Raw genomic sequence first — 23,606 nt, 5'->3', positions numbered from 1 at the left:
CCGCATAGGCTTCCTTTGCCTTGGGAGACAGATACTTATCCTCTGCAATCAGTTCACGGATACGCTTTTCCACCACATTCCAGTTAAGAAGCACGGATGTATAAGGCTCCATGATACTTCCTTTGTCAAGCTGAATGCCCTTTGCATCATGGTCTTCCCAGCTCTTGTCATTTCCGATCAGTGCATCTGACTGACCACCAGTACCGTATTCGCTCTTAAGGAACGCTACATTATCCTTGCTGTCATGCCCCTCCTTAAAATAATCATAGATACGGAAAAGCCCCTGCGATACGCCACTTCCATGGGTTAGCCTGCTGTCAATCTCATCCTGCGTGATGAAGTTTTCAAGCCTTACATTTACCTCATCTGCAAGAGGAAACTCCCTACGCTCAGCATCGAGGTCGGCAATCTCTGAAAGCAGATATTCCGTCTCTTTTACATATCTCCACCGAAGTTGAATCTCTCCGCTCTCTATCCTGTCAGCAGCCCTGCCGATTTCCTCTGCAAGCAACTCCCTTCCCTCATGGGTAGATAAAAGCTCTGCGATATGTGCCTGACTGTCGGGATAATTACTTCCCTGGATAGAAAGAGAATCCGGCATATCATCTATGCCGTCACGGAAAAAGAAATAAATCTGATCAGCCACCCTCGCCCGCTCGGTACTGTCCACAAGAAAGGCTTCATTTCTTGACATATATGAGCCGTTTTCAACCATCTGACGGGTGAACTCTTCCACAAGGCTCCAGCTATAGGTAGTGGCAAAGTCCACCTGAGCAGAGTTCCCCGGTGCGATGCTCATTCCGTTTTCGTTATACCAGACAGATACCCTCTGCCCGTCAAATTCAAAACCCTTGCCTGTCGTTCCGATCTCGTTCTTAATGAAATCCGTCATTTCCGCAGCATCTTTTCCTGCCTGGTACTTCGCATAGATGCGCTTGCGGTTATTCTCTTTACCGCCACCGGACCTTATCACATCAAGAAGCTGATCGTCTTTTAACATAAAAACAGCGGGAGCCTTCGTTTTCACGCTTGCTTCCGCTGCTGCTATCGTTCCAACCTGCTCCGCAAATGAGGGGAACAGGTCAAACATATTCAGTTGTTCGGGTTCTGCATCCGGAGGGTTTAGCTGTAGATCAGCTCCGATAAAACTATCTCCTCCGCTGATGCCCGGATGTTGTTCATCAGACCCACCCACTTCATCTGGTCTGATGCTTTCAGGGCTTCGTTCACTCCCTGGGACTTCGCCATCTGATCGGTCAGAAGATCCATCCTCTCCTCTGCCTGCTTCTGAATCATCAGGCAGTGCTCCTTCAGATTCCCTTCTAACATCATCCCGCTGTAGGTTCCTCTCCTGTGTTCCTTTAAGAAGTTCCTCCGCATCAGTCCGTACTTGGTTAAGGGTTCCTCCGGCTCGCTGTTCGCGATCAGATTCGGGATCAGATAATCCCCGCTCTGCATGTAAGTCAGTTCCATGGTCATTTCCTCCTTGTTCTGAAATATTAGCGCTTTCGCCTTTTTCATAATCATCGGTGGAAATATCACCTTGCCGCTCGCTTTCACGCTTTAAAGCATTATATTCATTCTGAGCCTCATTTGCAAGCGTATTTTCGCTTTTTTCTACGGCTTGTGATATATTCTCCGTTTGTCTTTCTACTTCGCCATATCGGGCGATATGACGCTCCTGTGCCGTTACCGCTCTTCCAATTTCCATAAGCACCGGCTCAGTCATTTCCGATACTGCATTTCCCAGTACCGACAGTGTTTTCACATCGCTGAACTCATGCAGATAACGGAAATCAAAATCATAAAGTTCTGTATCCACACCGCACCTTGTAAGAAGCGTATATGCGATGGAATCTCTCATGGTCTCCTGCAATCTCATTTCAAGATTCAGTTCATCATATCCATACAGAAAGCTTCCATCCACCCTGTCCTGCAGATCAGGCATTACATCCCTGTAATAATCATCCGCAATACGGTGTGCCAGTTCCACAAGCCTGTCTCCAAACGGTCTGCTTGCATCCGTTTTTCCATATATATTTTCAAGTCTGTTAATAACAGTCTGCTCATTCCGTTCCCTGACCTGCCAGATATACGGGAGCCTGCCAACATTCCATCCGGGATGCACATTTGACACATCAAATACATAACGAAGTCTCGGTCTGCCGCTGCTCTCATCCAAAAGGGCAATACCTTTGGAGCCTTTGTTCACCCAGCAGTTCATCTTCTGATTCCATGTTTCAAGCTCCGCACACGCTGTGGCATCCGGTCTCTGCGCATATATAAGCAGCTGATCCATGAATGGATACCGGTATAGTCTTCCGGATGTGGTAAGGAAGCCTTTCCATTCTTCCTTATCCGCAGAAAGCTCCTGTGCCGTAGCCTGTGCAAGCCATTTTATTTCATCATATTTTCTTGCCATAGCTCATTTTCTCCTTATATAAATTATGGGAGAAGGACAAAAATGTCCCTCTCCCAAAGTCTGTGGTCACGCCAGAGCCTGCTGTCCCCTATCATTCTTCATCTGGTGCGCATCCATGCTTACATCAGCCTTGGCAACGATATCCTTTTTCTGCGCAAGCCTTTCTTTAAGAGAAGGACGCTCCTTTTTCTCAGACTTGCTGTTCTCAACCGAATCCTTTCCTTCTCTGGCCGCTACCCTCTCCTCTGCTTTATCCGCACGGAAAAGCTCATGCTCTTTTGCATCGTAGGCATACACATGGTCAGAAAGCCTTTCTTCAGGTGCAACCTGTGTGGCATTTACTTCCCTAACCATGTTCTCAAGTGTTTTAAGATCTGCCTGCTCTGTCTTGGGTACGATCAACACCTCATGCACACTTGAAGGCAGAATATAATAGTCCTGACCAAGCTTCTCCGTAATATCATCCATGACCTTATCATTAAGGAGAACTGCCGCACCATTTAACTTATCGGAATTGGAAAGCACATACATCATCTCATCCTGTATAGGAGGAATCATGCCAGCGATGGCTTCTCTTGCCTCTTCCTCGCTCATGCCACTTCGAATCATATCGGGCATCATCATATCCACCATGGTTTCCGTCATACTCTTGAATGTCGCAGGAGTAAGGGTGTCCATGTTTTCAAGGGCGATCTTGTGGAGCTGTTCCACATCCACGCCATAGCCCTCCATTAGCCTGTTGGTGATAGGTGCAGACATCATGCCGCTTTCTTCCTTTCCGATTGCGATATGATAAGTCACTGCAAGATCATCCACCATAGTATGCGGTTTATCCTCAAGATACTCTGCATTCTGTTCTGCATTCACAAGACGGCAGGTAATGCGGTCCTTTACGCTGTCAAAATCAGTAAGCCTGCTCACATCAAAATCATGTGACACTTCATGTTGAACTCGGATGTCCGCAATCGAAGCAAGGATATCATCCATAGATCTGCCCTCTTCATGCTGCTCATAAAACTGGTTGAGATAGATATTAGGAGCAATGTTGCTGTCCTCAAGCTTGACCATGAGTCCGTCAAGCTTCTGGTCATTATTCTTAACAACCATCTGGATGGAAACATCCGCATCTGCATACTTTTCCGGCAAAAAATCTTTAATCCTTGTCGTTACTTCGTTCTTGAATTCCTCATAATTCATGCCTTTTCTCCTCCCTTTGATTCTGCTTCTTTCTGCATCTGTGCCTTTTTTTCCAGTTTTTTCATTCCTTGGAGATAGGCAGTAAAACGAGCCTTACCGCCATTTTCTCTCTTCTTCTCAATGTCTGTTGCAATTACGTTATTTGTTGCCATCTCTTTCTTCCTCCTTGTCATGCTTAACAATAAAATCAAAATAATCATCCGGTGTCTTGCCATTAAATATGCAGTCTACATCCTCAGCGCACCTGTTTATTAGATCCAGATTATCCTCATACTGGTTGCACAGATGCTGGATTTCTGAAACCTTTTCCGCATTGGAAATGTTCCTTCTTCTGATAATTCTTTCAACATCCTCTGTCTTGGCTTTCATGACAGTACTGACATTCCTGATACCCTCCAACATATATCTGATGAATGCCACATCACTCTTCAAGAAGTAACAGTCGCCATCATCTGAAGCACTTGGATTATAATCATTCAAACCGTCAAGCTCAGCTTCCTCTTCCGATGTAAAGGAATAATCCTCATTGCCAAAACAATCCTCTTCTTCTGACTCATCGCAGAGATACTTTTTTCTCTTATCCCTATACTTCTTGACCGCTGCAGTTACAGCACAAGCCGTAGTTCCTGCCACAAGTGCCGCCATTAAAACTTTCACATTTTTCTTCATGCCACTCACTCTCCCTTCTTTCGTTCTGGAAATTCGAAGCTGAATTTGAACTGGAAGCCGCTCTTTTCATCACCATCTTTATTGGTATAGTCGTATGCTTCCACTCCTTCAGGCTTAAGGTATGCGTCATAAGTTCCGCCTTTCTTGCTCTTAAGTCCTTTCATGAGAATCTTCTCTCCGTTGAGCAGCTTCTTCACCTGCTCATCATCCAGCTTCTTTCCAATGGCATAGCCGAGGCTCATTCCACACTTTTCAGTGCAATAGACGCCAAACTTGCCTACAACTACATCCCCGCCACACTTCGGGCATTTTCCGATTGCGTTTTCTGATCCAAACATCTTTTTTCCCTCCTCTTTTACGCAACTATATGTTTTTACTAAATCTGTTACCATGTCTCTGATACCTTTCATAAAGGCATCTGCGCTCATCTCTCCCTTTGAAACAAGGACAAGCGCATTCTCCCAATCCGCCGTCATCTGTGGTGACTTCACCACATCCGGAAGGATTGCAATGAGCTTCATTCCGTCATCCGTAGGAACGAGCTTTTTCTTATCACGTTTTACAAAACCGTCATGCACGAGCTTTTCAATGATGTCCGCTCTTGTGGCAGGCGTACCAAGCCCCTTTCGCTCCACTTCATCGTCCATCTCTGACGCACCGGCAGTTTCCATATATTTTAAAAGCGTATCTTCCGTAAATGGTTTTGGTGGCTGTGTGAAGCCTTCCACCACCTTCGAATTCACATCACGGAATGTCTGCCCCTCCCGGAACTGTGGCAAAACCTCTTCCTCATCTTCGGGATTTGATCTGACCTTGAACCTGTCAGCAAGCATTTTTTCATATTTTTTATAACCGTCAGATATGACAGTCTTTCCGCTTGCGTGGAATAAATAACCTCCGCAGGATAATTCCACTTTCACTCCCTTATACTCATGCCTGCCCGCTGTCGCACATAAAACACGATATGAAATGAGGGAAAGAATCTTCTTCTCTCCCTCTGCTAGTTCATCCATATTGAATTTTGTTATTTCCATTGTAGGAATAATAGCGTGATGGTCAGTGACCTTCTTGCTGTTAAGGATTCTTCCGATATCCGGAGAATAATCCTGTGGCTGCTTTACTACATTTTTGAATACTGCTTCAATCACATTTACACTGGTCTGCCCCATATCATCGGACAGGTACTGGCTGTCCGTTCTCGGATAGGTACAAAGCCGTTTTTCATAAAGGCTCTGAGTGTATTCCAGTGTCTGCTTCGCCGTAAATCCAAAAATACGGTTCGCATCCCTTTGAAGTGTTGTCAGGTCATAGAGCCTTGGCGGCGCCATGCTTTTATTCTCCTCTTCCACTTTTGTGACACGCACCTCGTCAAAGATAGCAGCCCCCTCTACAGCAGTTGCTTCATCCTTCGTCTTGAACTTTTCCGATACTGCATCCATGCCATTCACATTAATGTGGCAGGTATAAAAAGGTTCTTTCTTAAAACCCTGTATTGCAGCTTCCCTGTCCACAAGCATTGCAAGTGTCGGCGTCTGCACCCTGCCAACTTTCAGGAGCCTGTTATACAGCACAGTAAATAGTCTTGTGCCATTGATACCAACAAGCCAGTCTGCCTGCTGTCTGCACAATGCACTCTGATACAGGTCATTGTACATATATCCGGGACGCAGGTTACCAAAACCCTCTTTTATAGCACTTTCTTCCATGGATGAAAGCCACAGGCGCTTGATAGGCTTATCGCATCCCGCCATTTCGTATACAAGCCGGAAGATCAGTTCTCCCTCACGCCCGGCATCAGTAGCACAGATTGTCTCTGTGACTTCTTTATCGTGCATGAGCTTCTTCAAAACTTTAAACTGAGCCTTGGTATCTTTTTTTATTTCATACTTCCATGTTTTCGGCATGATCGGTAGCGAACCATAAGACCATTTCTTTAATAACGCATCATACAATTCCGGCTGTGCCAACTCAACCAGATGACCAACGCACCACGAAATGATATATCCGTTTCCTTCAATATAGCCGTCTTTAACTTCTTTTGCACCAAGTGCATCGGCATACGCTCTGGCCACACTTGGTTTTTCCGTAATCACAAGCCTGCTCATAAGCGCCTCCTTATAATGACGCTTCCTTTGACTTGCTGGCAGCCTTCTGTGGCACATCGTGCTTCTGCTGCGATACTTCAGCCTTCTTATCTGAAAGCCTGTCCTTCAGGGATTCTCTTGGCTTCTCGTCCTTGTCCTTACTCCTTGCCTTATAAAATTCAACCATTCCTTTCAGCTCTTTATTAGAAACCTTGGTCTTATCAGTCTCCCAGATTTTCTTCCCATCAGCGTCTTCGCCAATGCAATGATCTTTACGCACTGTGGTATGTCCATCAGCAGGAAGCTTCAGCCACATGCCCTTTCCAAACTTATCCTCATGCACTGCGTTTGCCTTTACAACAAAAGTTGCCCATGGTGTATGATCGTTCTCATCCTTGTTCGGGATAAGGATCTGTTTATATTCCTTACCATCTTTTCCGGTAAAAGGCTCTCCCACACATCCTTTTCCAAACTTAAGGGTAACCTCTTCCATCTTTGTTTTTTCTACTGTCTGTTCCATAGATTTTTACTCCTCCTCTGTATCAGCATCTTCAACTGTTTCTGTAACATCTTCTTCCGATATGTCATTTGCCGGTCTTGAAGGTTCACCATCATATTCTCTGTCGAGGAAATCATCTTCCTCATCTTTTTCCTCTTCGGCATCGTCCGGGTAAACCTCTTCATCAGGATCTTCGTCCTCATCTTCGTAGAAATCACCGTCCTGCTTCTTCTTTACGACCTTAAAATAATAGGCCGCTCCGATCACGCCACCGCCAAGGATTGCCATGATGATATACCCCAAAATCGGATTGCTCTTTACGGGCTTCTCTGGTTCTTCCGGTTCTTCGCTTTCCTGTTCCTCTGATGGTTCTTCGACCTGTTCTGCAGGCGTTTCTACCTCATGGGTGTCATCAATGTCAGTGTTATTATTTGGAAGCGCACTCTCTGCCACAGGAATCTGTGATTCAAGGGCTGCGGAATTCTTAGGTAGAGTCTCAGAATTATCCGTTGTCACATTCAAAAGGTCATTCTCTGTAATCTCTGTAAGGAAATATACCATCTCCTCTTCCCCATCACGGTCAATGACCAAGTAAAACACCTTGCCGCTTGCAGCCTCGATGGTATAGAACTCTTTTCCCTGTTTCTTATCCTCACTGTCCTCTGACAATGCCGCCTCCTCTTCATCAGCCTTCTTAAACTCTTCTTTTTTCTGAGCTTCAGGAGAAGCTTTTGTACCCACACTGTCAGAAATATTTCCATCGGCATCAGTCTTTGTATGCTCTGTGACCGTGGCAGTTGCACTTGAAGGCTTTGTCGCCTCCGCATTTACCGGAAGCTGTTCCGCAGGATTTGTATTATCACTTGAATTCGGATCCTTGTAATATGGATTCTTTGTCTTGTAAACTTCAGATACATTGCCTGCTTTATCCATGGCTGTAATAGTAAAATACTCATATCCAGCATCAAACTGGGAAAGACGGATGTTTACCGTACCGTTTGTAATGTCAGTGAACTCATAGCCGTTCACATATATTACCTTTATTCCGGAGTCGTTGTCCGATGCCTGGATAGTAAGAAGCCCATCGGACACAGCCGCATTTAATGTTGGCTTGCTTGTATCAAAGCACTTAATGGAACGGCTTCTTTCATAGCTCTTATCCCTTGCATCCGTCACAAGCACATATACTGTGCAGTTCTCAGAAATCTCAAGGAACATATCCTCAGTAACATCGTTATAGCTTCCGTTCTGTCCGATCTTTGCTTTTACTGACTTTATCGCAAAATTTCCGGTATCAAGGATATCCTCTGCCTTAAATGTGACCTTTACAGAAGTTCCACTTGAATACCATCCGCTTGGGACTTTTATAGTAATCTTCACACTTGGCTCCTTATAAGCGCAATTCTTATAATCTGCACTACATACAGGACAGTCCTTGTCATATTCATACTGGCTGCATTTGCTGCCACAGATACAAACATCAGTCTGACCATTTTCAGACTGCCCTTCACTGGAATTGTCCAAACTTCCGCTTTCTGAAGAACTGTCGCCTGACGAATCTTCTTCGGAACCATTTTCTGATACACTTTCTCCTTCAGATGCTGCATGATTGCTGCTATCACCCGTGCTGCTCTCTCCTGCATTATTTCCGCTGACAGATTCTTCTGCATAAGCAGAAATTGCTGTTGAATTGTTCGCCATAAACGCCCCTATCGGCAATGCAAAAAGCATTATTGATAAAATGAGCGATGCCATAATCCTAACTGATAACTTTCTTTGCATTTTCGTTTGTCTCCTCTTCATTTTCTGAATCCTCTGCCCCGCCTTCATCCGCAGGCAGGGCATCTGTTGTCTCTTTCTCCCTCGCAGCAAGGATCTTTGCAACCTCTTTTTCCGAAAGGCTGTTAAACACCGCAAGCTGCTCAGGCGTAATATGTTTCTTTCTGATAATCTTCATAGCTTCCGCATCGTCCGCTTCCTGTTCGAGCCTTGCCCAGTATTTTTCACGCTCTGTGTAATACTCTTTTTTCTCTGCGGCATGGATGCGGTTTTTCCTGATTGTCTCTCTTTTCAAAAAACTGCCTCCTTAATGTCCCGGCAATCTGCCAAAAGCATAGAAATGGCTCTGCCAGTATGGTGTATTGATTGAGGAATACTTGATAGGGTCTCCGCAATGAATCATCTGCCCGCCACCCACATATATTCCTACGTGTGTCACAGGATTTCCCGAATTATAAGTGCCCGTGAAAAAGATAATGTCTCCGGCTCTCGCTTCTGATGCGCTAATATGCTGGCACTGGTTATAAATACCCTGTGCCGTGGTACGTGGCAGATTGTAGTATCCGCTGTGCGTTACCACATAACACACAAAGCCCGAACAGTCGAAGCTCGTTGATGGACTACTTCCACCCCAAACATAAGGGTATCCAAGATAGTTCTCCGCCTCTGCGATAAGCGCAGCTACATCACCACTTCCGCCTATCGGATCTGTTGTGCCGTATATTGAGCCGTTACCGTTCTCAAAATAAAAGAGCGGATTGTAATACTCACCGCCCGACAAACACTCCAGATGCAGATGGCTTCCTGTCACCGCTCCTGTACTTCCTGTCTTTCCGATGACTGCGCCGTGCTTTACCGTCTGGCCTGCGCTGACATTCATGCTCTCCAGATGGGCATACTTCGTTACAAAGCCCTTAGAATCCGTGATCACGATATAATTCCCGTAATCATCGTTATACTCAGCCGTTGTGACCGCTCCATCATGTCCGGCATACACTTCCGTTCCCTCCGGCACTGCTATATCAATACCCCTGTGGAACTGGTTTTCTCCAGTGATGGGATTCTTCCTATAACCGTAATAGCTCTTTATAAGGCTGTACCAGTCCGTATCAAGAGGCGTGTAAAACTGCTGCAATGCACCATTGGTCTGCTGATATGCCGCATATAACACGCTCGCATCATCATTCCCGGTAAGACGCTCCGCAACGATATCCTCCAAAGGCTTTCTTGTAAGCTCCACATCAAGGATAGTCACGGTATATTCCTCTTCCACTTCTTCCTCTTCTCCGGTTTCTTCATTGGTCTGTGTGACCGTCCTTGTCCTTGTTTCTTCTCTTGGCGTAAGTGTCAGCTCATACATCTCATCAAACAATGACTCAATCTCTGCATCACAGTCTGCAGCAACAACATCCACTTTTATCGCCGAAAGATAATTAATCAGCGTGAATGGGTTATGCCCGATCTCTTCGAGGTTATAGTTATACTCGTCGTAATCTGGATAGTCCGTTTCAATATTGTCGATGGTGTTCTGCAATGCCATTTCCCTTGAAGTCATAGCTTCATCCGATGCGTCAAGCTGCGCAGGCTGGCTCTGATAGCTTCCTGCCATGGTTGCGGAAAGACCTCCGTTAAGCACGGCAGAGCAGCTTGATATACCCGCCGCAATGAGCATAAAAAAGAGTCCGAACAAGCCTATTGTTGCTATCGCCCCGATATGCTTCCTTGCGAACTCTGCTACCTTTCGTGCCATATTTGTTGTTGTCTTTGCCGCCTTCTGTGCGTATCCGGCTGCCTGCTTAGCCTCTGCCGAACCTTTCTTTATAGCCTTGGCGTACTCCCTTTTGATCCGCTGTTTCTGCAGACGCTTTTGAAGAAGCTTCTTCTTCATCTGCGGGTTGTCCTCCAGATATTTCTGATACCGGAAGTTCACCTCTGCCTTAAACTGCTTCTTTTCAGCAATAGCTACCTTTTTTACACGCTTTGCCTGTACGCCCTGCCTGATATTCTTTGCATGGACAATCACGGCTTCGCCTGCCTCCTCTGACCTGTGGGCTGCCTCCACTCCGGAGTTGTCTTTTTCATTTTCAGTAATCTTCTGATGGGCTATGCCCTGGGCTTCCATCATCGTCCTGCGGCTTGCTGCTGTTACCGGATTATCCCTTTTCGCTTTCTTTATGACCTTGTTGGTCTGAAGCTCATAAGTGGTCTTTCCGGTCTTTTCATCAAAGTGGCGCACCAACTTATATTCCTTGCGCTGTGGCAACTTTTTCCTTGCTTTCTTCGTTTTGTCTGCGGTTTTCTCCACTTTCTTCTGAAGAGTTTCAAGTTTCTTACTGCCTGCCACCTCTGCTCCGGCCTCTTCCACAAAGCCTGCCTTGCCATGGAAATCACCATCCGACTGGATGAAACTGCCCTTAACACGGACACGGCTCTCATGCTGCCTGTGCTTTCTGAGCGCCCTTGTTTCCTCACGCTGAGAAGCATACTCAGTATTCTTTTCATCTTCATTTTCATGTCTGCTGAAAAATTCCTGATTGACCTTTCTGCTCTTCTCCTCCGCTTTGGCCGCCGCATTTACAGGCGCAGCATTAAACATCTCCTGTGCTTCGCTTACTGCCTTTGCTTTGTGCATACCGCTTTTTGCCGCACTGCTTTTCATCTTTACCTCTGCGGATCCCGCAGGACCCGCACGTGCTTTCTTAAAATCCCCGGCATCGGCTTTTGCATCAAACTTTTCCTGCTTCATCGCGTTCTGTACTGATGCTGCCTGCCTTGCTGCACTCTTCTTATTCTTCGCCATCCGTATCATCTCCCTACTCTGTATCTGCCGTCTGCTCCTCACTCTCAGGTGGACGGGTATTCATGATTGCGTAGGTCTTGGTATCTGTCGGATACCTGTCTGCAAAAGGAATTACCACATCATTAAAGAGAATAAGTCCGCATCCGGATTCAGAGTTGGTAACATACTGAAGCTGCTTCTCTGAAAGTCCCAGTTTATCTGCCAGGATCACCTGATCCTTCGCATTCTGGTTAAGAAGATATACAAAGTCCGAGTTACCAAGTATACCCTCAATCTCCTCTGAACGCAGGAAGTCGCCTACGTTCTGTGTAAGACCTGTCGGGATGCCGCCCCACTTTCTGAAACGCTTCCATATTTCCACGGAATACTGCGCTGTCTGCTTGTCACGAAGGAGCAAGTGAAACTCATCACAGTAATAGCGGGTAGCCACCCTGCGCTCACGGTTCCTTGAAACCCTGTTCCACACTGCATCCTGCACGATCAGCATACCCAGCTCTTTAAGCTGTTTTCCAAGGTCTCTGATATCAAAGCAGACAATACGGTTCTGGGAATCCACATTTGTCCTGTGGTTGAAATAGTTCTGGGAACCATGCACATATAACACAAGGCTGTTAGCAATACGCACGGCCTTCTGCTTTGCGTCGATTGCAAGTTCCTCTGATACCGCCTTATCCGGTTCATACTTTACGAGAGCGTTATAGAGATCTTCCAGTATAGGCATCTTCTCCGGTCTCGGATCCTTGAAATACTCATCGTATATACCCTCGATACAACGGTCAATGATACCCTTTTCATCATTGGCAAGACCTGTCTCACCGCCTGCGATGGCATCACAGAGCGTGATCAGAAAGTCTGATTTCAGTTTCAAAGCCTCTCTGTCATTCTTGTGGGAAAGCTGTATATCCATTGGATTCAGATAATCCTTTGAATTGGTTGCCAGCTTCACCACCTCGCCGCCAAGTGCCTTTACCAGAGGAAAATACTCGCCCTCGGGATCACAGATCAAAATATCGTCCCTTGATACAAGAAAACTTCCCAATATCTCACGCTTTGCGGAGAACGACTTACCGGACCCAGGCGTACCTAAGATTACGCCGTTCGGAGTACGCAGCTTCTTACGGTCTGCCATGATCATATTGTTGGATAAGGCATTAAGCCCGTAATACAACGACTGCCCCGACTGGAAAAGCTCCTGTGTATTGAACGGAACAAGGATCGCCAGGTTCTTTGTGATAAGATGCCTGCCTTCTCCCGTATTATTGATACCGATGGGAGCCGCAGCGTTCATAGCTACTTCCTGCTTATACTGAAGATCTATAAGACGGCAATTTGCCTGCTGGATGATACCGGATATACGCTGTGACACGCTTTCCAGTTCCTTCTTGTTCCTTCCAAAGCCCGATATCAATATTGTTGTCCAGATAAGCTTCTGGTTGCTTGTATTCAGATCATCCAAAAGCTCCATGGTGTTCTTTTCATACAGAACAATGTCCGTGGGAAGGATGTCCATGTCATATCCGGCACGTACCGCTTTCTTCTGCTCGTCAATCTTTGTCTTCTGAACATCCGACAATGCCCTTTTAAGGAGCTTTATAGCTTCGATAGGCTCTATGGTTCTCATATGAATGGATATGGAGATATTGCTGTCAATATCCAAGAGCCTTTTAAGCAGCTCATCATTGAGCTTTGGGGATATGATATCCAGATACTTTGTCGCACCAAACATATGCCCCATCTTGTATCTGCCGGGAAAACGGAATTCAAAGCCCTGCGGTGCGATATAATCTTTCACGCTGTTACCGGACTCCGCCATCTCCTTAAATGAAAAATGGAAAGGCTCCATCTTATCCTGATTGAAGAATTCATACAGGATTTTTAAGCGTTCCTTTCCGTCAAGGCATTTTGCGTTCGTACCAAGGTTTTTAAGATTCTTGATGATATCAACCTCAATGCTGATGAACCTCTGTCTTGCTTCCCTGATATTCTCCGCTTCAATGCCTACTATGATATATTTGCTTTTGATGACTCCGTTATTGCCCTTTGCGGAGAGTTTCTTTAACATATCCGAAAACTCCTCCCGGATATCGTCAAACTTATCTCCCTGCGGAGCGATCTCAAACTGTGCCGCCAGTGTTTCCTCATTCACATGCCTGTTAAAGAGGAATATCTGAAAGCTGATGGTCGGATCGAAATAATTGATGAGCTGTGAATACAGCCCCAGGATATCCGCCCTCTCCTCTTCATCGAGGAGCACGTAGTTTAGATCATAAAACTCGATCATCTTCGTGTAATAGTTCTTATGTACCTTGCAGATGCCATCGCTGTACATCTTGTCAAAGGTTATGGTCTGCTGCGTGGAAATCTGCTTTCCGGACTGACCATTATCTCCGGAGAGCGTTTTCTTTAGCTTCTTGAGCTTTAAGAATTCCGTGAGCGTAAGCCCCGTGAATCTCTCGAATAACGACTTGCCCCCCGCCTTACTCTTTATTGTCTTTTGAGGCTGTTTTGAACTTTTCTGCGACTTTGCCGTAGCGCCCTTCTTTCCATTGTTTCTGCTTGCGTTCAAGAGCTTCCACCTCCTTTTCCATAGATTCTCTTTCTCTTAACTGCTCGTAGAGGTTTTCCACCTTATACCTTCGTATCCCGGGCCGGATGAACTTCATCTCTATGACCTGCTTTAGATACTGCTCCGCAGGCACTCCGTCCTTTTCATACATTGCTATGAAGAAGAACGGGAGCATGACTGCCACCATAAGCAGGGCAGCCACGTCCGTCCCGATTACCTTTCTTGTCAGAAGATAAAATGGTACTCCCACCACAGCAGCCGCTCCAAAGCAAATGACCTGACGCTTCGTGAAGTTCCCGATGAACTTCTGCTTTATTGCTTTTGGGTCTTTTGCAACATCTACTGCGATTGCCATAATATTAGTAACCAAAATTTCTTTTCAGCCATGAAATGTTCATTTCTGCTTAATTTCGGTGTTCCTCCTTCCTCTTAAATTCATGAAGCGTGTAAAATGCTTTTTGCAAGTGAACCGGTCTTAAACAGTGAGAAGCACAGGACAACGGTATAAGCCATTACCTGCCATAATGCAGAGTGCAAGTTGCTTGCCACCGCTATAGAACTAACCAATGCTGCATAGATCGCCACACACACCATGATGAAAAATCCCTGAAATGCCAATGCAATACATCCTTTGATATAATTATTGCCAATACTGCCCCACTCATGATTTACAAGAGTCGCAAATGGGACTGGAGCTACCGAAACATAAAGATATATCTCAATCATACGTCCGTATAAAATGACGGTGATCAAAACGGACATGATCTTCATACAAAAACTGCAAAGCATTGTTTCTATGCCAAGACCTATCAATTCTCCAATTTCCATCGTTGATAGTTGAGATGAAAACATTGACTGTATGGTTGCTCCTACGTCAATCGAAGTGGATCCTGATATGGCTCCCGCAGCAGAATTCACCATATGTCCGCCGACATCAAAAATAGCCATGACAATATCTGAAGTCTTTGACAAAAGCATTACAGCAATGCAAGCCTTGAAGAGATACCTGAAAAAGAGTGAAGTATCAAACTCATGCATATTGTTTTTATCAATGACCATAGTTATCAGTTCATAGCAAAGGACATATGTAATGATTATCCCGGCTATTGGAACAACCACAGTATCTGACAAGTTTTTAATCATATTGAAGATACTTGCATTCCAAACGCTGGGGGTCTTGCTAACCTCTCCGGCTATTGTGCCCACCTTTGTATTCACATCAGTGAACATGCCGTCAAGGTTAGACATTACCCACCCCTGCAACATTTCCTTTATGAGTTCGGTAATCTTTTCAACGATAGTGTTCATCTATCGTTTTATTCTCCTTATGCGAAGAGGGTTGTGAGCTGAGGGATCACCGTCTGGGCAATGATTACGATACCTCCGCCCGCCATCAGCTGCTTGATTCCCTGTGATTTAGCACCTGGATTGTCGTTGCCGTAACCTTCTAAGAGGTTTATAATTCCCCATACTGCAACGCCCGCTCCAATGGCGGTTACAACGGTCTTAAGAGCTGTTACGCTATTAGTAAAAAAAGTCATGATTTTTTCGAAAACCGACACTTATGTCAGTTTTCATCCTCCTTCCAAATTTGTGAATTGATTTTGATAGTTTCTTTTGGAAGGCATAAAAAAGCCTGTGCTCATATATCTGATTTCTGATACAATAAGCACAGGTCTGGTTTATGCCATTCCTGCATGGGCAGGCGATGCAGTAAGCTTGGTAGGCACACATCGTCTGCTCCTGTTTTTGTCGGAATCCGCATCAGGGTCTATTATCACCCGTCTAGCTTCATCCTATGAAGTTGTAGCGGCTCCGGCATCAGGTTTGCTCATTAAGAGTCCATTTATCCTTGCACCTATTCAGTTTTCCTTTGTGGCATCATACTCAAATGCCTCATCCACCTCGTCATCCGGCTTTACCACGGCATGACACAGGTTCTTGACATATTTTTCAATGTCAAATTCATTCTTCTTGTCATAATCGGACAGCTTCCTGTACTGCTTATGCTTCGTAATATCAAACTTATCTGAGAAAAAAGGTCTCACGCCCCTAAGCTGCATGATACATTTTCCGCCGTCCATGACTGCAATCTCATCCTGGCTCATCAGTTCTTTCCCAGTCTTCTGGTAATTGAGGCCATAGGACTGGCTTGTTCCTCTTGTATCCGAAGTATTATATAGGTCAATTGTTTCCTTACCGAGAATTTCTGCCATTTCTTTTAAGGTTGTTTTTTCCTTTCCTCCCAAAAACAGGGTAGTGTCTGCATTTCCCTCGATTGTGTCCGCATTATCCTTATAAATAGCCTTGAGCTGGGACTTTGACTGCAAAATAATAGAAGCCGATATCTCACGCGATCTTATGGTCGCTATCAGCTTCTCAAACTTTGGAATCTGCCCGATATTTGCAAATTCGTCCAAAAGACATCTGACATGTATCGGCAGTCTCCCGTTATAAACATTGTCTGCTATCTCGCAGAGCAGATTAAATAGCTGAGTGTACATGATACTTACTATAAAATTGAAAGTATCATCTGTATCTGAGATGATGACGAACAGAGCCGTTTTCTCTATACCAAGCCTGTCAAGCTCAAGCTCATCATAGCTTGTAAGCTCCCTTAACTCTGCGATATCAAATGGGGCAAGCCTCGCACCGCATGAAATCAGTATGGATTTAGCGGTCTTGCCGGCGGCCAATTTATATTTTTTATATTGCCGCACTGCGAAGTGATTCGGATCCTTCGCTTCAAGCTCATCAAAGAGCAGATCCACGGGATTTTTAAAGCTTTCATCGTCCTCCCTCGCTTCACTGGCATCGATCATATCAATGAGCATGGAAAAATTCTGCTCGCTTTCCGGAGCCTCATACCAGATAAAGCCTATGTATGCTGTATATAACAGTTTCTCGGCTTTCACCCAAAAATCTTCCCCGGACTGCTGACCCTCGCCTTTCGTATTTACTATGATCGTATTTACCAGTTTTAAGATATCCTTTTCGCTGCGAAGATATGCGAAAGGATTGTAGTGCATGGAACGTGAGAAGTTGATAGTGTTCAGAACTTTTATCTTATATGGTTCATAAATGATCTTTCCTTTCTTGTTTCTCATCACATTTCCGTTGTCATCAAGCTTTGGCGTACCCTTTTGGAGCATTTTGCCGCACTCGATTAAAACGGTTCCTTTCGGATCTGTGACTACATAGGAGCTGTGCATCTGCATCAAATTTGGCTTCACATAAAAGCGTGTCTTTCCTGAGCCTGAACCACCTATTACGAGAACGTTTTTATTCCTCGCATATTTAGGAGAACTTGGTCTTCCCGACATCATCAACCGTTCCGTTGCAGTTAAAATGATATTATTCTCAAATATCGGATCCATATATGGCTCGATATCCTTGACATTACCCCACCTAGCAGAGCCATACTCCACTCCGTGTCTGAACTTCTTTGCGTTCTTCGCCTTGAAATACACAACCAGGCGGAACCCCACTCCACACGCCATTCCAAAAAGCAGATCCATTGGATTGAAGCTCGGCAAAGGATTGGTAAATGCCTCTCCCATCCTGGCAGCCGCATCCATGAGCCTGGGGAACAAATCTCCTTTCGTCTGTCTGAACATCCATACCGCTTTATCGCAGACATATCCGACCAGCACATACGGTATGCTCATTTTAATCAGCTTAGCCCTATCCGTGCCTTTCAATTTTTTCCGTAAGGATTCAGGGATGTTCCTCAAGTCTTTTACAATTCCATCAACCACCTTACTCATAGGCTCTGTCCCCGATTCTTGGTTTTTTCTCTGGCACGTTCCCTATTCATATTTTGAGTCCAGAGTTCCTTATAACGGTTCAGCCTATCCCTTACGGATTCCCGATTCTGCTTCTTTTCATTCACATGCACAAATTCCTTAAATGCCATTGCAATCACATCGGCATCCCTGCCCTTGAAAAAAACAACATACTTTGGCGGATCCACAGTCTTATCCTTCTTTACGGCAAAATCAACATTGTACTTCTTAGCAACACGCTCAAAGGACTTGATATTGTTCTCCGTAATCTCCATGGTATTCGCACCCTGATCCTTGCCCATGAGCTTTCGCACGGAAATCTTCCCATGCTGCAATGATTTTTTGTGCTTCCTATGATTCAGGTATGCAATCATTGCCTTTTTCAGCACATCAGCTGTCAGTTTGGAGGTTCTGATAACAAGGGCAATGGATTTTTGTGTTACTTCTTCCTGCATTATCTTCCTCCTGTAATTTAATTCTCTGGTTCTCTTCTTTTCCAGGGAGGCACCAGCAGCCTCCGTAAGTATATTTTCCTCATTGTATTCCTTTCTTCCGGTTCCTTACCGAATCATATACAATAACGCACAAAAAGGAGCAGCCTTTATTTCCCATAAAGAGATATAAAAACTGCTCCTATCACTGTAAATATTTAATTACCTACTACTATAACACTAATACAAATTCTTATATTTATTGCAAACGTTTCTTCTATTTGAAGTTACACTTATAATCAATATACTTTTTAACTTGATTCATATCCACTCTACCATCAAGATAATCTTTTGGCCTAATACCAATAATCAGTTTACGCGCTATCTTCTCATCTACATCTATATATCGTTCAACTGTATACTCAACCACCTTTTCAATTGTCGCTTCTCGAATTGCAGCTCGTCCAGTTCCTATCAACGGCATAGCCAAGTCATCACAATGTCCCAATTTACTTATAGTCGAAAATAATCCTTTCATAGCAATTTCGACATTTTCATAGCTCTGATTTATTGGTTTTCCATACTCATTAACATCGTTAATAGCAACGAAATAATAGTGTTTGTCCTTATAATCAATCTTAGCCACAGTACCAATAGGATATTTCTTAACAGTTCCATGAATATCGTTACTGTTCTCGAAAGTCTTTTCCTGTAATAATAAACTCTTTTCAATAGCATCATCCAAGTCATTGAGCTTATTTCTAAAATATCGTAGTTGAAATGCACCCTGAACACTTTGCGGACTAATATACTCTCCATCCATAATGGTCCGAAAAAAAGTATTAGTTGGTATTACATAACTCGATGCATTAACACAAAATATATCGTTAACTGTTGCCACTATCTGCACATCGTCATCTTCTATAGTTCCTTTACAACTAATTATATTATGATTGTGTATAAGAGAAGCGATAATCCCAACAATAACTAAGATAATTAAATGTCCTTTCAACCAAACTTCTACCTTGTCAACCCCCATCAAGTCTTTTACCAGTACTGAAAAAGCGTATAATGAAGAGATATATCCTATTGTTGAATAAAACAACTTCCAGATAGCAGAAAGTGATTTTTTTTCACCAATTAAACATTTACACCAGACTCTAATTATGTCTGTCTTATTTTTTACTACTTGCTTAATATATAATTTATCTTTTTCGGTAATTTTATTCATATCCAAGAGCTGCCTTTATGTACATGTAATCGCCCACTTTGTTGCCATATTTATCCTTTTTCCAAAATGGATGCGCATCACTTTCATAGTCACTCATATATGATGGCAACCATTCCGCCTGATTATTTAGAGAGTTATACACTATGATTATGTTCTTATTCTTTCTCACCGCCTGTCGAAATTCATGTTCGAGATAAGAATAGTCGTTGATGTTTCCTATATCTCCGTCTGGATCAGCCTTTGATGTCGAATCCCATTTACATGTTGATGTACCCTTGGTATTTTGCTTATATGGTGTACAATCACACCCAGGTCCTTCAGACAATCTCCTGCAAGAACTTCCTGCGGTACGAGAAGATGTCTTATCACCGACAATAAAAATGACCGCGGAAGAAACATTAATTTGATTATTAAACTCTTTCTTTAAATCGCACGGACGACAATCTTCATCCTCGGACACACTTCCAGATGCTACTTGAGCAGTATCTATAAAATCTGTTTTATGTTTATTATCCTGTCCCCAAGCACGTAATTCATCAACTACCGCCTGATCCCCATCATTTGGAGCATAATCTGCACTAATATATACTCGTTTACTCATTTCAATTCACCTCTACTTTAATCTAATAGTTTTATGGTATCATTCTTACAAAACATAGTCCATCTAAAAAGTAAACAAAAATATTATATTGTACTATTTTATGGTTATTTTTCAAAAAATCATTTAAGCAAATAAATGGTATAAAGGTTTGCAAAGACTACGCCATTCTCAACCTTGAGGTCATCTAAAAGAAGGCATTGGAACAGTACATTCCTTATATGATCATCATTCAGCTTGAAAAGCTCCCTGTATTTCTCAGAAGCCGCCTGCACCTTTCCCTCATCGCCTGCCATATTCTTTCTATATTCAAGGCAGTCCGCATAGAGATTGCGAATCTGATATTTTCCAAGATAAAAGGCATAAACCTCTTTACCATCATATATTTTTTTACATTTACCGAGTTCCTCTTCGCCTATGGAAAAGGCACATACGCATGTCTCTATCACAGTCTTACCGTTGTAATCCGGCTTAAGCTTTCCGCCATACCAATTAATATGCTGATATATATCTTCCCTTCCTGTTGCAAATGCAGCCCTGTGAAAATCGATTTTTCCAAGGAACACATCCATATAAACATTATTGGCAGTAAGCGTGTCATTCCATATGAGTTTCTTATACTCCTTAACACGTAGCAGGTATTGGAGTACATTAAGCAATCTGTCCCTACTGTCAATTTCTCTAATCCCTTCTTCCGGTATAATCATACCGTCAAACATAAGTGGGGTACAGCCTTTCTCAATTTCCTTTGCTACAAGCGTTTTCAAATCCTTGATCATTTTTGCCTCCTTAATACCGTAGAATATAAAAGGGAGCAGTTTCATTTTTCGTAACGCTCTGAACCTGCTCCCCATCACTGTTTTTATTCATATTTGTTTTTCCAAATACCGCTTAAATAAGTTTTTTCTGTCCGCTTCCACATTTGTTTCTATATCAATTCCCAAAACATGGAGTGCAAGCGAAATAGCCTCTACCAATGCTTCATCTGAATTATCGAGCCTTGTGATGTTTACACAATCCTCATACCCTTTATCTTTCTGTTTTAATATACGTATCAGTTTTATCTTTGACTTTTTGCAGAGCATAGTTTTCGCATATTCCCACTGATACCCATCTTTTGTATTATGAAACGGTTTTGATATTTCAATTACCGCATTCTTTTCCTTTATGTAATTAGTAAGCGGAACCCCTATCAGTTCTTCTTCATCTATAATCACCGTATAACCGGCACCTGAAAGATAATGCCGCAGGAGCATATCAGGGAACTCTTTTTCAAACTCCCTTCTGCATATATGGCACGGTTCTTTATCTATAGCCCTGTCAGCTACTTTTGCTCTCCATCTGTGTCCATGACTACATCGCCACCATACATATCGAAGAGAATTTCGGCTAATCTCCTTGGGTGTAATGGTCTTGTTTCTGTCATAATCCCATTCAACAAGCAGTTTCGGATCTGTTGTTGCAAGATCATTTGTGCCTGTCTTGACCACTCTGTCCGCACAGACCGGACAGGAAGATCCCTTTACCCGACTGTCTATCACCGCCATCCACTCATATCCACATACCCGGCACCTCCACCAAACATTTTTTCGTGACTTTGGGAAAACTTCATCTGCCCGTTTCGGGGCATTCTTTTCAGACCACTCCTCCGCCAGCTCAGGATACTTGCTAGCAAGGTCGTTAAATCCCTTGTACAGCAAATGCCCTTCACAATATGGACAATTGCTTCCGTAATACCTGTCTGCCACCTTTGCAATCCATTCATGCCCATGGATGCACCGCCACCACACAGATTTATTCGTACATGGAAGTACCATGTCCGGCATCAGCGGATGATTCTTTTCAGACCATTCAGATTTAAGCTCCGGCTTCATTGTGGCAAGGTCATTAAATCCTTTCAGAAGCTGATTCCCGCTGCAAAACGGACAATCCGAACCATTTACCCTGTTTTTCACTATCGCCATCCATTCATGTCCACAGGAACCTTTCCACCAGACACGCTTGTGGGAACCAACCGTTACATCTGCCGGTACGAGTGGAAGATTTTTATCGCTCCATTGCAAAACCAGCTGTGGACATTTTTCTGCTATTGTATCTTTCATACCATCACAGCCTCCCTGCTATGACCTGTAACGTTGTAATACCAGCTTTTACTACGGTTACGACGGCAACAAAGCCTCCAATGATTCCACCTATGATACAGTCCAATGCAATTACGCCAAGAGAACCAGCTATGCCATAATTTCTAGGGATCAGCCATAGCCACATACGCCTGATGCCAAAGGGAAAGCCGACAAGAATCCAAAACAGAAAGAAGTCAAAGCCTTCCGGCTTATTGCAAACGGGATAACAGAACATAACCATAAATCCAATTGCTGCAAGCGGTATTATTACCTTGAAAAGCATTGCTGATAATCTCTCACTCATTTACGATTCTCCTCGTCATTTCTTCGTCAATCATCATCTCGATCCCTACCTGCCTTGCTTCTGCTTCCTCAACCTGCATGTCAACCCTGACCTCGTCCTCGCTCTTTTTCTTTTCAATCATCTTAAACCATTCCTCGCTGTGCATATCGTGGTGGACAAGCTGAGTGTAGAAATTATCCATCGTGGTAGGAGCATTAAAAAGCGTTGCAATCATGTATTTCTTAATGTTGCGAATCTCTCCAAGGTTCTCTGCGACCTTCCACATCGCATATTCAACATGGCCTGAGTTTAACGACAGGAAACGCTTTTTTATAATGCACTGTGGGTATTCCGTGCCTCCAATGACCAGTTTGTCGCGCTTTCCTACTACCATTTCAACGATTACCTGGAACATTTCCTCGTAACGGTTATTGTGTTCTGCCTGATACCTTGGAGCATAATCGTAATAATCAATGTTTGCCTTGATCTGGTCTATGAGTTTTTCAACCTCATCTTCATCGCTATCGCAAGAAGATTTATCCACAGCTTCCTGCGCCTCTGTAGTATTGCCAGTAACCTTGATAAGATTATGATTAGTCTCACTAAAGTTATGTATATTTAAAAGAGTATTATTAGGTGCGGATTTTCCCACTTCTAGAGCTTGGTTTTTCATATCTCTAGAGCTTGCTTTTTCCTCTATCAAGAGATTGTTTTTTCCGTTTTCAGAAATAAGTTTTCCACAGGCATCCCTTTTTTTAGAGGACGATATTTCCGACTTCTTGGTTACAAAATTCTTCACGTAAATGATGTCTGGTTTGCCCTGCCCCCTTCTTTTTTTCTCAATCAAACCGAAATCTATGAGATTTTTCAGCGTAGATCTGGCCTTATCAGGGCTGCAATTACGCAAAAGCTTCTGAATTGATTCCAACGACCTTATTACATAGGTTCTTCCATCTTCATCAACCCATCCGTTCTGCTTTGAAAGGGCAACCTGCTCATGTAAGAAACCGTACAAAACGCATTCTGCCAGACCTAATTCTTCGTAGTCAGGATCCTCAAAAAACACCTTTGGTGTCTTCAAAAATCGAAATTGCTCACTCTCTGCACCGGAGTAATAATCGTATTCAAACTTTGCCATA

Annotated in this window: 21 protein-coding genes; all 21 read right to left on the bottom strand. The window is 43.7% G+C overall.

Translation table 11 applies throughout. The features are described 5' to 3' along the window. Nucleotides 1-1,122: 1,122 nt before the first annotated feature. The 21 genes from WAA20_RS06060 to WAA20_RS05960 all read right to left on the bottom strand — a co-directional run bounded on the left by WAA20_RS06060 (nt 1,123) and on the right by WAA20_RS05960 (nt 23,605). Nucleotides 1,123-1,458 (bottom strand): TnpV protein, encoded by a 336-nt coding sequence (locus WAA20_RS06060; protein ID WP_330392021.1) that lies wholly within the window; start codon nt 1,456-1,458, stop codon nt 1,123-1,125. Between the two features lie 1,030 nt (nt 1,459-2,488). Beyond that, entirely contained in the window at nt 2,489-3,619 is a 1,131-nt protein-coding gene (locus WAA20_RS06055; RefSeq protein ID WP_073384795.1) for a DUF5688 family protein, read from the bottom strand. Continuing rightward, the gene (locus WAA20_RS06050) at nt 3,616-3,771 is read right to left on the bottom strand and encodes a hypothetical protein (RefSeq protein ID WP_167562635.1); all 156 of its coding nucleotides are present in this window, start codon (nt 3,769-3,771) and stop codon (nt 3,616-3,618) included. Before WAA20_RS06050 ends, WAA20_RS06055 begins: the two co-directional genes overlap by 4 nt. Continuing rightward, entirely contained in the window at nt 3,758-4,288 is a 531-nt protein-coding gene (locus WAA20_RS06045) for a hypothetical protein (protein ID WP_073384796.1), read from the bottom strand. Before WAA20_RS06045 ends, WAA20_RS06050 begins: the two co-directional genes overlap by 14 nt. Before the next feature lie 5 nt (nt 4,289-4,293). After that, entirely contained in the window at nt 4,294-6,393 is a 2,100-nt protein-coding gene (locus WAA20_RS06040; protein WP_073384797.1) for a type IA DNA topoisomerase, read from the bottom strand. A 10-nt stretch (nt 6,394-6,403) separates the two neighbouring features. Next, nucleotides 6,404-6,892, bottom strand: a complete 489-nt coding sequence (locus WAA20_RS06035) for a hypothetical protein (protein WP_073384798.1) — start codon at nt 6,890-6,892, stop codon at nt 6,404-6,406. A 6-nt stretch (nt 6,893-6,898) separates the two neighbouring features. Next, complete coding sequence (locus WAA20_RS06030) at nt 6,899-8,572, bottom strand: CD1107 family mobile element protein (RefSeq protein ID WP_073384799.1); 1,674 nt, start codon at nt 8,570-8,572, stop codon at nt 6,899-6,901. 58 nt (nt 8,573-8,630) lie between these two features. Next, nucleotides 8,631-8,945 (bottom strand): hypothetical protein, encoded by a 315-nt coding sequence (locus WAA20_RS06025; protein WP_073384800.1) that lies wholly within the window; start codon nt 8,943-8,945, stop codon nt 8,631-8,633. 12 nt (nt 8,946-8,957) lie between these two features. Further along, a complete protein-coding gene (locus WAA20_RS06020) occupies nt 8,958-11,450 on the bottom strand; it encodes a CD1108 family mobile element protein (RefSeq protein ID WP_073384801.1) in 2,493 nt (830 codons plus the stop codon). Nucleotides 11,451-11,463: 13 nt separating this feature from the next. Then, nucleotides 11,464-14,016, bottom strand: coding sequence for a VirB4-like conjugal transfer ATPase, CD1110 family (locus tag WAA20_RS06015; RefSeq protein ID WP_330393593.1), 2,553 nt, complete (start codon nt 14,014-14,016; stop codon nt 11,464-11,466). After that, entirely contained in the window at nt 13,928-14,371 is a 444-nt protein-coding gene (locus WAA20_RS06010; RefSeq protein ID WP_073385026.1) for a PrgI family protein, read from the bottom strand. Before WAA20_RS06010 ends, WAA20_RS06015 begins: the two co-directional genes overlap by 89 nt. A gap of 80 nt (nt 14,372-14,451) precedes the next feature. Next, the gene (locus tag WAA20_RS06005) at nt 14,452-15,324 is read right to left on the bottom strand and encodes a VirB6/TrbL-like conjugal transfer protein, CD1112 family (protein WP_073384802.1); all 873 of its coding nucleotides are present in this window, start codon (nt 15,322-15,324) and stop codon (nt 14,452-14,454) included. A gap of 17 nt (nt 15,325-15,341) precedes the next feature. Then, the gene (locus WAA20_RS06000) at nt 15,342-15,557 is read right to left on the bottom strand and encodes a Maff2 family mobile element protein (RefSeq protein WP_073385030.1); all 216 of its coding nucleotides are present in this window, start codon (nt 15,555-15,557) and stop codon (nt 15,342-15,344) included. A gap of 321 nt (nt 15,558-15,878) precedes the next feature. Continuing rightward, the gene (locus tag WAA20_RS05995; protein ID WP_081373625.1) at nt 15,879-17,783 is read right to left on the bottom strand and encodes a VirD4-like conjugal transfer protein, CD1115 family; all 1,905 of its coding nucleotides are present in this window, start codon (nt 17,781-17,783) and stop codon (nt 15,879-15,881) included. Beyond that, nucleotides 17,780-18,256: a PcfB family protein gene (locus WAA20_RS05990; protein WP_073384803.1), complete on the bottom strand. Its 477-nt coding sequence runs from the start codon at nt 18,254-18,256 to the stop codon at nt 17,780-17,782. The genes WAA20_RS05995 and WAA20_RS05990 overlap by 4 nt, the downstream gene beginning before the upstream one ends. A gap of 253 nt (nt 18,257-18,509) precedes the next feature. Further along, complete coding sequence (locus WAA20_RS05985; RefSeq protein WP_073384804.1) at nt 18,510-19,463, bottom strand: macro domain-containing protein; 954 nt, start codon at nt 19,461-19,463, stop codon at nt 18,510-18,512. Continuing rightward, entirely contained in the window at nt 19,456-20,064 is a 609-nt protein-coding gene (locus WAA20_RS05980) for a hypothetical protein (protein ID WP_073384805.1), read from the bottom strand. Before WAA20_RS05980 ends, WAA20_RS05985 begins: the two co-directional genes overlap by 8 nt. Nucleotides 20,065-20,183: 119 nt before the next feature. Continuing rightward, entirely contained in the window at nt 20,184-20,840 is a 657-nt protein-coding gene (locus tag WAA20_RS05975; protein WP_073384806.1) for a hypothetical protein, read from the bottom strand. Nucleotides 20,841-20,927: 87 nt separating this feature from the next. Further along, complete coding sequence (locus tag WAA20_RS05970) at nt 20,928-22,163, bottom strand: zinc-ribbon domain-containing protein (RefSeq protein ID WP_073384807.1); 1,236 nt, start codon at nt 22,161-22,163, stop codon at nt 20,928-20,930. 4 nt (nt 22,164-22,167) lie between these two features. Continuing rightward, nucleotides 22,168-22,488, bottom strand: coding sequence for a DUF6050 family protein (locus tag WAA20_RS05965; protein WP_242951123.1), 321 nt, complete (start codon nt 22,486-22,488; stop codon nt 22,168-22,170). Then, a complete protein-coding gene (locus WAA20_RS05960) occupies nt 22,481-23,605 on the bottom strand; it encodes a DUF6017 domain-containing protein (protein WP_073384808.1) in 1,125 nt (374 codons plus the stop codon). Before WAA20_RS05960 ends, WAA20_RS05965 begins: the two co-directional genes overlap by 8 nt. Nucleotide 23,606: the final 1 nt, after the last annotated feature.

Source organism: Butyrivibrio fibrisolvens, from assembly GCF_037113525.1.
GTDB lineage: Bacteria > Bacillota > Clostridia > Lachnospirales > Lachnospiraceae > Butyrivibrio > Butyrivibrio fibrisolvens.
The sequence above is the reverse complement of the archived record's forward strand: the minus strand, read 5'-3'. Positions and strand labels throughout refer to the sequence as shown.